Genomic DNA, 1,281 nt, shown 5'->3' on the forward strand with positions numbered 1-1,281 from the left:
GGGTCTGCTGAAGGTTTGGTTGACACTTCGACCGCATAACCCAGCTATGGTTATGCTCAAACGAAGGAACAAAAACCATGCCAAGAATCTTCACCGAAGAATCCAAGAAAGACGCCGTCGCTCTCGTCGAATCGGGGATATCCCAGAAGCAAGTCTCCGCGGATCTGGGAGTCTCAAAGACCGCACTGCAAACCTGGGTCCGCGATGCCCGCTACCAATCCCACGGAATGACCCCGTCCTCCGATGCTGACGAACGCAAGGAAATGTCCCAAGCTCTCAAACGCATCCGGGAGCTCGAAATGGAGAACGAGGTGCTGCGCAAGGCCGCAGCCTACCTTTCCCAGTCGCATATTCGTTCCCCAAAATAATGGGCCGGCTCGTCCAAGAATTAGCCGCCAGAACAGGTAGGAAACATATTCCTGTGGCGGTGACGTGTCGGGTCTTGGGATTCAGCACCCAGGCGTACTACAAGTGGTTGAAGAGCCCTGTCTCAGCCCGGGAAATCGAAGAGCGGGAGTTGATCGGCAAACTGCATGAGCTTCATGAGGAAGATCCCGAGGGAGGGTACCGGGTGTTGGCCGATGATCTGGAAGACGCCGGATACCAGGTCTCCGAGCGCCGGGTCTGGCGGTTATGCCGCAAGGCAGGGATCCGCTCAGTGATCAGCAAACGCCAGCGCAAGCACGTTCCGGCGGGCCCTGCGGTGCATGACGACTTGGTGCAGCGGAACTTCACCGCTGACCAGCCTAACCAGTTGTGGCTGACCGATATTACAGAGCACCACACGAGCGAAGGAAAGCTGTATTTGTGCGCGATTAAGGACGTGTTCAGCAACAGAATCGTGGGGTACTCGATTGATTCGAGGATGAAGGCCCACCTGGCCGTCAACGCCGTGGAAATGGCTGTGGCGCACCGTGGGCATCCACGCGGGGTCAAGGTCCACAGCGACCGTGGCAGCCAGTTCCGGTCTAAGAAATTCACGCAGGCTCTCGAACGTCACGGGTTGGTCGGTTCGATGGGCAGGGTCGGGGCAGCCGGCGACAATGCGGCCATGGAGTCGTTCTTCAGCCTGCTGCAGAAGAATGTGCTGGACCGCCGCTGGTGGTCCTCCCGCCAACAACTTCGTCTGGCCATTATTGGATGGCTGGGGGGAAGTATCATCGCAAGCGTAAGCAAAGAGGTTTGGGGAGAATGACCCCGATCCAATTCGAGGCTACAATGATCGAGTCTGTCGCTCTGGCAGCGTAAACCTTGGTGTCAACCAAACCTTCAGCAGACCCG

Annotated in this window: 1 pseudogene; it reads left to right on the plus strand. The window is 57.5% G+C overall.

The window, feature by feature from the left end:
• Positions 1-77: 77 nt before the first annotated feature.
• Positions 78-1,248, plus strand: a pseudogene (locus tag EDF61_RS18660) (IS3-like element ISAar45 family transposase).
• Positions 1,249-1,281 lie beyond the last annotated feature (33 nt).

It is taken from the genome of Arthrobacter sp. JUb115 (assembly GCF_004365035.1).
GTDB lineage: Bacteria > Actinomycetota > Actinomycetes > Actinomycetales > Micrococcaceae > Glutamicibacter.